Raw genomic sequence first — 8633 nt, 5'->3', positions numbered from 1 at the left:
TTAACCGATAAATTTTCGCCCAAATGCTACGCCCCTACATATACATTTCGACTTTCGCAAGATATCTATTGATATTGGTACAACATCTCCGTTACAATCCTTTGATATACTGCTTCAGTACAGGTGACAGAGTGTAAAGGCTTTCATGTTTTTCGATCCAGCAACGCCGCGATAGAGATTGCAAGGCGTTTAGCAAATCTGATGATGATATTTGTCCATGTTGGAGCAATTTGGCGAAGTTGACTGGCTGGTTTTCTGTCGCCAACAAGGACAGGACTTGTTTTTCTAGTTCGGAAGTGCGATCGAGCTTAGGTTTTATAATTATTTTTGGGGTAATGCCCAATAGGTGATGATATGTTTGTTTGCAGTTCCGTTTTTTTCAGGTAAGGTTAAAGTTGATTTTTGATGAAGGTAGGCAATTAGAGATTGTGCAGGCAATTGAGCGGGTGAGAAACGGAATTCTCTGGAAACCTGGAAAAGCAATGTCTCATTAACTCAAAAGGATTAATTTAGGCCATTTAGGGTCGGACGCTACCCTTGAAGAATATAATGGAGTTATCAGTTTTATTGTTAGGGATGCTGACGCTAAAGTTTATGTGTACGTCTACGGAAAAACGTTTTATCCGACAGTTACCAGCAGTGTAAACAACACAATATGGCTGGTAATGATGGGATTGGATGGAGTTTTAGAAACGGCTTTTTCTCCAAAGGAACCGGAAAGCTACCTGACTAATTCAATGTTTATTTATGTAGGTTTAGTTAAGGATTTGTTATGAATATTTTGGTAAAAGACTATTGTGTGATGGTTCAATTTCCTGATGTGAGTGGGGCTGAACATTTAGAAATGTTGCAACTGAGAGATGAGTTAGCAAAAGTTGAACCTCAACTGAGTGAGGAAGAGAAAGGTTTATTAGCAAATGCCGATCGACAGTTAGTTGAACAAGCAAGGGAGTTTTATGAGGAGTTGTCGAGATTTGTGGATTTAACCCAGAAGCGCAAATTTGAGGAGATTACACCTCAGCGTTGGTGGTGGTATTTGGATGTTTTGGCATTGTTGCCGAATTTGAGGAAACAAGAGTTGACAAGCGGTATTGTTTGAATCGTTTATTCATTGTCGATGTTTGTTAAGTGCGATCGTCGAGTTTTGATATACTGCTTCAGTACAGGTGACAGAGTGTAAAGGCTTTCATGTTTTTCGATCGAGCAACGCCGCGATAGAGATTGCAAGGCGTTGAGCAAATCTGATGATGATATTTGTCGGTTTTGTAGCAATTTGGCGAAGTTGACTGGCTGGTTTTCTGTCGCCAACAATGACAGGACTTGTTTTTCTAGTTCGGAAGTGCGATCGAACTGCTGTTGTAAAACATCTTTCAAATCTTCGGGTAACAATATGGTATCATCTATTAATAACTCATTCGCCCCGATTCCCAACTCTTGAATGAGAGTCGCCACGCTTTTTAACCATAAGGGATTGCCTTGATATCGGTCAATGAGCGCTTCGCAGTTATCGATTTCTGCTAATCCTTTATCTCTGAGGATTTCCCGTGCGGCCGCGATATCTAAGCCCGTCAATTGCAAAGTACGAATGGGAGTATTTTCGCTGGTGAGTTGAGGAACTTCTTTCGGCGGTTCCCAACCGACTAGCAGAAAGCAACTTTGATGAGATAATTTTTCTATCTGTTTGAATAGGGAGCGATATTCTTCATATTTTGGTTTATACTTTCCTGCGAATTCGCCGCTACAGAAAAGGTTGTGAACGTCATCCAAGACTACTAGACAACGATGGTTTTGTAAATATTTAATTAAAGGTAAGCGTTTCTGGTTTGTTGGGGATGAATCTAGGTTTTCGGAATTGGAAAACAACTGTATTAGGTTTGATTGGAATTTATCGATGGTGGGGAATTCGTCTAGGGTGTACCAAGCTGCGTACTCAAACTCGTTTTTGATTTGTTGTACGAGTCGTACTGCTAGGGATGTTTTGCCGATGCCACTGATGCCGGTGATGGTGATGAGGCGGCAGTTTTGTTGTAGAATCCAGGTTGTGAGGGTTTGGAGTTCGGAAGTGCGATCGAAGAAATTGTCCAACTCCGGCATTTCGCTTAAATCTCGATGTAGAGTTTTGGTTTGTTTTGAGTTAGATGCTTCGTCATTATCTGGATGTGACTTTGATATATCTGGCGAATGTGTACCTTCTCCACAGGTGTTAAAATTACCACTAATGTGTTGTTCGATGACGTTTTGTTGTGTAAAGTTTGAAACATTAGAGACTTGGAACCTCTGAATTGCCGATCGAAAGTTTGATTTACTGACATTTTCTCCAAACTCTTCTGAAAGTATTTGCCATAGTTCTGAACCTACTTTCCTCACACTACTTTCCGAACAATCAAATTTTTTGGCTATTTGCTTGTAAGTGTCACGTTGTACAGTGCCTTGGAGTACGGCTTCTTGTAAGTCGTCTAGATGCTCACCGGTTTTCTCGAAGACTATCTTATCGGCAAGTTTTAAGGCTTCTTTTAGGCTCATTGGGAAGAGAGAGATGAGTTTTCTGTATTATAGCTCACATTCAGGAACAATTCAGTACATCTATCTACATTTTTGTACAAAAATAGATTTAACAGAGTAAAAATGTGGAAAATATCTTGACAAAAATGAACATTTTTTGGCTAGACAAATATTTGATTTAAAAGGATAATAGAATAATTATTGCTTCCTAAATTTAGGCTTTAAATAATTGCCTTTTTCTACAATATAATACTTTAGCAGACATGAAGAATAGTCTAATTAATAGTTTACACGCCTCGATATCAGGTAATGTAAAAAAATATAAAATATTTCTCAATAATCAACCATAAATCATGTACGAATTTGAAAAGTTGACAATCCCAATTATTAAAAGTTTTGGTTCAGAATTAGTAGCTGTTCTGGCCTATGGATCGAGAATCAACAATCCAAACGCAGTCGATGCATTTTCGGACTACGATATTACGGTCGTTTTTTCTGACTATCCTAATAATCATCTCCCTGATTTGCCGATATATGCTGATGTAACGATGGTCTTTCTTTCAGAGATTGAGCTAACAGGAGTAGAACACTTTCGATTGGATGGTCACGGGGCTTATTACCTGTATGTACTAGCCCACGCTGTCGCGTTGTATGGATCTAACCCGTTTTGTAACTTTGCTGCTCAACTAGGTACAGACTGCGTAAATATAAGTTTGCGAGAACAGATAGTAGCTTATTGCTACAAATTACAAAGAATTGTAATTCAACCACAGACCAACGAAAAATGGAGGAACGTCAGAAAATATTCTTTAAGAATTGCACAGAACTACTATTTTTTAGTGAATGAAGTTTGCTGTGAAAAATTTTTCAACTTGAGTTATGATCAATGGGTTACTGAGTTGTGCAAAGTTCCAATGTTAGGAGAAAAATTCGCTCTGTACTTAACTAAATCTGCACAATATCCGGAGCAACTTGAAATCAAGGAAGTTTTAGAATATGCCGCTGTATTGAAAGCCAAGGTAGCAATCAAAGATGGATGAACTATTCCGAAAGGTGTTTGGTATATGTATCAAATTTTCGAGCGAGACTCGCAAGTCTCTTCTGACCCAAATTGACTCTTGCGGCACGTACTTAGCGGGCTCTGTATCTAGAAGTGAAGCACTTCCGATGTCTGATCTTGATGTCGTTTATTTCGGACATGAAGGTAAACTTGACCTTGTTGAAGTGAACTATATCGACAGGATAGATGATTTATCTATCCCCGATGACAACAGCGCCGATTTGCTTCTATCGAGAATGTCTCCAGAGGCCGGCTTCTTGGATTCTGTGCCACTCAACAATCATCACCATAAATACTATGATAAATTTAGAAGCATTCCCCATCTGGTCAGTAAGTCTTTATGGGAGTACGAATATTCGCGAAGGTTCAACGAAAGGTCAAATGATGGAGGTATTAATATGAAATATTCAGTGGGCGGATATCGAGATATCCTGATAATTAATTTGCTTTCTCGTTGCCTTAAATCCGAGAGATATGAAGACAACCCGGAAATTTACCATTCAATAGAAATATTGAGTACCGAGCTACAATTATCAGAAGTAAGAAAGAAGCAGATTCTTAACGGAGTTGCACTTATTATACTCACTAAATCGGTAGTTTTGATGGCTGGCAGAACGACTCCTTTTAAAGGACGGACATTGCTTAATATGAGCACTCTCGATGAAGCGTTTCAACAGTATCCTTGGCTCTCTATCATATCACCTAGCTCACAGAGTTATCTCCGCGAATATAATTCTGCCAAGCACGTCGTCTCGAAATTCACACTAGACGCTGCTGAGCTCATCAAAAGGATTTGCAAAGAGAACCTTTTGGAATCAGTAAAAATAGCTCTTGAGTGCGCTGTAGGTTCTAGACATATCAGCGTATTGGATGTGGAGCTAAATAGCGAACTCAACATTTTCCCTGTTTTTGCTTGTCTGATCCACAATCCATCAATCAACAGCGCAGAATTAGAAAGGTTACGAGAGATAGCCTCTGATGATCCAGGGCATTACTACACAAACCGATTGTTGGCGAAGTCGCAAAATGCATCAGAGTATCTTCTCTCCAGGCTAAAAAGCAATGCACGATTCGCTCTGGATCGTAGAACCGATATGCGTTACAGAAGTCTGGTTGCAAATAGATTGGAGCGTCAGTATGGCAATTGACAGTCAATTAATTGGGGTAAGCCTCGCATTCAATTTTCACGATTCTAATTGTGCGCTGTCAATCGGTAATACGATCGTTGCAACACTGGAACTTGAAAGACTATTCCGTTCAAAGCGTATGAGCGCTTCCATAGCTCATATGGAACTTGCTGTTAATTATCTGCTGAATCGCTATAATTTGAGGTCGAGTCAGATTGACTATTTAGTAGTAAACGCCCTGAATAACCCTTTCGATCAATTAAGCGGTACTAAAGATATTCGCGAAGCGACTTATAGCTTTCTTGGAAAAAACCACCTTACATATGTGGTTCGGCATCATCTTGCCCATGCTGGTTACTTTTACTTTTCACCTTTTCCTAAATCTCTCATTTGCAGCTGTGACGGAGGCGGTGATATTGGAGAAAGAGTTGCTTATTTTGTGGGCGATGGTGCTTGTTTAAAACGAATTGATATCGAAACGTCCAGACATACATCTACGAAGCCATACGGTCAATTTTCCTCATTTTTATATGGCGAAGCTTTTTGTGAGGGTAAGCTTATGGCTCTCTCTAGTTTTGGTGCAACATCTGAAAGGGTAAGAGAATTGGTACACAGTATTTTTCCAAAGCTACGTAACGTACTTTTTTCTGAAGGGCAAGGTCTGCTGAATGAGAAATTTCAAGGGCTTCAAGAAATGGCTCAATCTGACCCAATACAAGCAGCCGATTTAGCTTATGCTGTTCAGGAGGAATTCGTTAGAAGACGAGTATCGGATATAAAAAGTGTTTTTATACCAGATCATAAAAACTTAGTCTTGGTTGGAGGTAGCGCTCTTAACTTATCTTGCAACACCAGTATTCTAAACGAAGTTACCAAAAATATTTATATCCCTCCTTGCTGCGACGATACTGGTATAGCCGTTGGACAGTGTGCTGTTGTAATAGCAAATTTGCTAGGAGTTCGAGCTACGTTCAATCTTCCATACATGAGCGTGGATGAAAATGACTTAGAACGTAGCAGATATTTTGGTTCTGCTTCAGCGCAACATAATCTTGTTCAGGATGTGACTGTTGCAGCAAAACAACTGGCGGAGGGGGCATTGTGTCTCACACACATTGGTCGCCCCGAAGTCGGACCTCGCGCACTTGGACATAGATCGTTTCTCATTGGTGCCGGAGACATTCGACAACGTGAATCTGTTAGTTCTAAGATCAAAAAAAGAGAGTGGTATCGACCTGTTGCACCCATCATCCTAGCTGAGGATGCAACAGAATACTTTTTTGGAGGTCCCAACGAATCTCCTTATATGCTTTACAGCTACCACGCCACGGATACGGGCAAGGAATTTATCCCCGCAGGGCTTCATATTGATGGCACTGCTCGTGTTCAAACAGTTACTAAAGAGGATGATGAAACGCTATACCGCCTCCTGATAGAATATAAAAAGATCACAGGGGTCGGTGCACTATTGAACACCTCATTGAATTTGAAAGGTCAACCATTATCCAATTTTGCTTTTGATACTTTGGAAATAGCGAGAAAAATAAACATGAAATCATTCATTTTAACTAATGAAAAAAGTGAAAATTAATCTTGTTAGTGAGGCATTTTTTAAGTCTTGAATATGTTTGGAATCCCTATGAAGGTGAAGTTTATAGACCACTACTAGCATCACCGGACTTAAAGAACAAGCTTGATGAATTGCTGAGCGTAGGGTAAATCCTTTCAGTGGAGGCATAGTCCTTCACACCAAATACCAAACACTGCGATCATTGTACGGAGTGCGATCGCCCATCGCACATCAAGATCGAGATCCCTTTGTTGTTTCTGATGACCGATCGCCTAAAATGAAAGAGCGATCGCACTTATCTAATTCCCAGCGATGATTGTACGGAGTGCGATCGCTTGAGTAAAAAAGAGCGATCGCCCATAACACCAAATACCAAACACTGCGATCATTGTACGGAGTGCGATCGCTTAAGTAAAAAAAGATCGATCGACACTCGCACCAAATACTTTCTGACTGCAATTACAGTATAATGAGTAAGCATGATCAGCGTAAAAATTGCAGAAAAATCATGACTATCGATCTACAGATTTTTCAAACTGTCGTCAAGATGCCAGAATCTCTCAAACAAGAACTCTTGCATTATGCAAAATATTTACTTGAAAAACACGCAAAAACTGAATCATCTCCAGAACAACTTGAACAACCTCATGGTTATGGTAGTTGGGCCGGTCAAATCGTTATGTCTGATGATTTTGATGAACCGCTGGAAGATTTAAAGGAATATATGTAACATGGAATTCCTTTTAGATACTCATGCCTTTCTGTGGTACTTGCTTGGCGATTCTAATCTAGGTAATAAAGCAAAAGAAGCGATCGATACTAAAACAGGTTTATATTTTAGTATTGCCAGCCTTTGGGAAATATCCATTAAAATTAATGTTGGCAAGCTTCAACTGAATCGATCGTTTGAAGACCTGCCGAAAGAATTGGAATACATTAACGTTCAAATTCTACCAATTACATTTGAAGACACTGAGATTTATACAAGTCTTCCTCTGCATCACCGAGATCCTTTCGTTAGCGTAGCGTGCGCTTAGCGCAATCGCATTCTGGTAGCACAGACGATGAATCATTCGCTTGTTTTGATTAGTCGCGATGAAGCTTTGATGCTTATCCAATTCAGCGGGTGTGGTGATGAAGAAGGCAAAAATATTATATGACCGATCGCCATTCACACCAAATACCAAACACTGCGATGATTGTACGGAGTGCGATCGCCTATCTACAACCACAAACATCAACTTTAGTTCTAACTCACTGCAAATTCTGTGAACTGACGCATATAAGGTGGATGAAACCCAACCACAATGTCCGACTTCGGCACACCTATATTAACCAACTCTTGCCCTAAATCGATTTCTGTTCCATTCTGCTGAATCCAGATTTTACCATCCTTAATGTCGAGATGTATAGGACAACCGTAAACCCGCTGTTTGTTATCCCAACCCACTCGAACAACTTGATAATGATTGTGTTCTGTATCAAAAACAACTTGCACATCCACTTCTCCATAAGAAGGCTTGTATGCAGCATATTTTGTGAGAACTTGTTTGATACAATCCCGATATTTTTCTACTTTTTCCATAAAGCTATCACCTCTTCTTCTACGTCATAGACCAATAATTTAAACTGGTAATCGTCCACAACAGCGATTGCAAATTCACGCTTGAAGAAATCGTTATACGCCGTCAAAGGAATTGCTAAAAATAGCTGGCGCTGGGGGGTCTTTAAACTTGAGTGCTGTACGGTAGTTTATAAATTGTCCAACCGCTAAATGAAAATCTGTTATGGCTGAAGTATTCAAAAAGCTCTTGATTTGTACAGCAATTTTCTCGCCCTCCCGTTCGGCTGCGAGCAAACGTTCCGCCCCCAAATCGATTAACATATCAACTCCACCCACACTGATGGAAAGTGGGTCATCTTTAATGTGCCAACCATCCTTTTGCAAGGCAATCTTCACGACATCATGAAATTTATCCTTTGCTGACATAAAGCCCCGATCGCAAACAATTATAATTATACTGCCATTAATTGAGATGTGTGAGTGCAATTCAGGTTGTTGACTCACCAAATCAAGCTTCGCATATAATCGCGTTCTCGTAAGGATTGTCCAATGAAGTGCGATCGCACTTCACACCAAATACCAAGCACTGCGATCATTCTACGAGTTGCGATCGCCCGATCGCGCATCAAGAGCGATCGCCCTTTCTTGTTTCTGATGACCGATCGCGTAAAATGAAAGAGCGAGCGCACTACGTACAAAAAAATCTGCTAAGGTATAGCGCCTACTTGAATCAAACAGTCTATATTTGTGGAAATAATTCCAAACGAGGCCTTAGTCGTTCGTGGCGGTCGTAATCGCCCAGAAGATATT

The 8633-nt window shown here is 40.2% G+C and carries 12 protein-coding genes and 1 pseudogene; 7 read left to right on the top strand and 6 right to left on the bottom strand.

The features are described 5' to 3' along the window. Window positions 1–91: 91 nt before the first annotated feature. Window positions 92–343 carry a hypothetical protein gene (locus QT974_RS26925; protein WP_333471474.1) on the bottom strand — a complete coding sequence of 84 codons (252 nt, stop codon included), beginning with the start codon at window positions 341–343 and terminating at the stop codon, window positions 92–94. A gap of 253 nt (window positions 344–596) precedes the next feature. On the opposite strand from QT974_RS26925, the gene QT974_RS26920 reads away from it, so the two are divergent. Next, window positions 597–776: a hypothetical protein gene (locus QT974_RS26920; protein WP_333471473.1), complete on the top strand. Its 180-nt coding sequence runs from the start codon at window positions 597–599 to the stop codon at window positions 774–776. Further along, the gene (locus tag QT974_RS26915) at window positions 773–1099 is read left to right on the top strand and encodes a hypothetical protein (protein ID WP_333471472.1); all 327 of its coding nucleotides are present in this window, start codon (window positions 773–775) and stop codon (window positions 1097–1099) included. Before QT974_RS26920 ends, QT974_RS26915 begins: the two co-directional genes overlap by 4 nt. A 5-nt stretch (window positions 1100–1104) precedes the next feature. On the opposite strand, the gene QT974_RS26910 is transcribed toward QT974_RS26915, so the two are convergent. Then, window positions 1105–2523, bottom strand: coding sequence for an NB-ARC domain-containing protein (locus tag QT974_RS26910; protein WP_333471471.1), 1419 nt, complete (start codon window positions 2521–2523; stop codon window positions 1105–1107). A 332-nt stretch (window positions 2524–2855) separates the two neighbouring features. Here QT974_RS26910 and QT974_RS26905 point away from each other — a divergent pair, with 332 nt between their 5' ends. From QT974_RS26905 to QT974_RS26895, 3 genes are all read left to right on the top strand, one after another. Next, window positions 2856–3542 carry a hypothetical protein gene (locus QT974_RS26905; protein ID WP_333471470.1) on the top strand — a complete coding sequence of 229 codons (687 nt, stop codon included), beginning with the start codon at window positions 2856–2858 and terminating at the stop codon, window positions 3540–3542. A 127-nt stretch (window positions 3543–3669) separates the two neighbouring features. After that, complete coding sequence (locus QT974_RS26900; protein ID WP_333471469.1) at window positions 3670–4710, top strand: hypothetical protein; 1041 nt, start codon at window positions 3670–3672, stop codon at window positions 4708–4710. Further along, complete coding sequence (locus QT974_RS26895) at window positions 4625–6280, top strand: carbamoyltransferase C-terminal domain-containing protein (protein ID WP_333471468.1); 1656 nt, start codon at window positions 4625–4627, stop codon at window positions 6278–6280. Before QT974_RS26900 ends, QT974_RS26895 begins: the two co-directional genes overlap by 86 nt. A 210-nt stretch (window positions 6281–6490) precedes the next feature. Here the strand turns inward: QT974_RS26895 and QT974_RS26890 are convergent, their stop codons facing one another. Further along, complete coding sequence (locus QT974_RS26890) at window positions 6491–6718, bottom strand: hypothetical protein (RefSeq protein WP_333471467.1); 228 nt, start codon at window positions 6716–6718, stop codon at window positions 6491–6493. 49 nt (window positions 6719–6767) lie between these two features. Between QT974_RS26890 and vapB the strand changes: the two genes are divergently transcribed. Continuing rightward, entirely contained in the window at window positions 6768–6989 is a 222-nt protein-coding gene (gene vapB / locus QT974_RS26885; RefSeq protein WP_333471466.1) for a type II toxin-antitoxin system VapB family antitoxin, read from the top strand. 1 nt (window position 6990) lies between these two features. Continuing rightward, window positions 6991–7296 carry a type II toxin-antitoxin system VapC family toxin gene (locus QT974_RS26880; protein WP_333471465.1) on the top strand — a complete coding sequence of 102 codons (306 nt, stop codon included), beginning with the start codon at window positions 6991–6993 and terminating at the stop codon, window positions 7294–7296. 212 nt (window positions 7297–7508) lie between these two features. Here the strand turns inward: QT974_RS26880 and QT974_RS26875 are convergent, their stop codons facing one another. The 3 genes and pseudogenes from QT974_RS26875 to QT974_RS26865 form a co-directional block, all read right to left on the bottom strand. After that, window positions 7509–7844 carry a XisI protein gene (locus tag QT974_RS26875; protein ID WP_333471464.1) on the bottom strand — a complete coding sequence of 112 codons (336 nt, stop codon included), beginning with the start codon at window positions 7842–7844 and terminating at the stop codon, window positions 7509–7511. Then, a pseudogene (locus QT974_RS26870) lies at window positions 7832–8249 on the bottom strand (XisH family protein). The gene QT974_RS26875 and the pseudogene QT974_RS26870 overlap by 13 nt, the downstream one beginning before the upstream one ends. 74 nt (window positions 8250–8323) lie before the next feature. Continuing rightward, window positions 8324–8521, bottom strand: coding sequence for a hypothetical protein (locus QT974_RS26865; RefSeq protein WP_333471463.1), 198 nt, complete (start codon window positions 8519–8521; stop codon window positions 8324–8326). Between the last annotated feature and the right edge of the window lie 112 nt (window positions 8522–8633).

This window comes from Microcoleus sp. BM001215392 (genome assembly GCF_036700185.1).
Classification (GTDB): Bacteria; Cyanobacteriota; Cyanobacteriia; order Cyanobacteriales; family Microcoleaceae; genus Microcoleus.
Note: the sequence above shows the minus strand (reverse complement) of the source record. Positions and strands in the feature narration are given on the sequence as shown.

Excerpts from the sequence above, each read along its gene's own strand:
- QT974_RS26915 (WP_333471472.1), top strand. The coding sequence starts at position 773 with ATGAATATTTTGGTAAAAGACTATTGTGTGATGGTTCAATTTCCTGAT.
- QT974_RS26910 (WP_333471471.1), bottom strand. The coding sequence starts at position 2,523 with ATGAGCCTAAAAGAAGCCTTAAAACTTGCCGATAAGATAGTCTTCGAG.
- QT974_RS26905 (WP_333471470.1), top strand. The coding sequence starts at position 2,856 with ATGTACGAATTTGAAAAGTTGACAATCCCAATTATTAAAAGTTTTGGT.
- QT974_RS26900 (WP_333471469.1), top strand. The coding sequence starts at position 3,670 with ATGTCTGATCTTGATGTCGTTTATTTCGGACATGAAGGTAAACTTGAC.
- QT974_RS26895 (WP_333471468.1), top strand. The coding sequence starts at position 4,625 with ATGCACGATTCGCTCTGGATCGTAGAACCGATATGCGTTACAGAAGTC.
- vapB (WP_333471466.1), top strand. The coding sequence starts at position 6,768 with ATGACTATCGATCTACAGATTTTTCAAACTGTCGTCAAGATGCCAGAA.
- QT974_RS26880 (WP_333471465.1), top strand. The coding sequence starts at position 6,991 with ATGGAATTCCTTTTAGATACTCATGCCTTTCTGTGGTACTTGCTTGGC.
- QT974_RS26875 (WP_333471464.1), bottom strand. The coding sequence starts at position 7,844 with ATGGAAAAAGTAGAAAAATATCGGGATTGTATCAAACAAGTTCTCACA.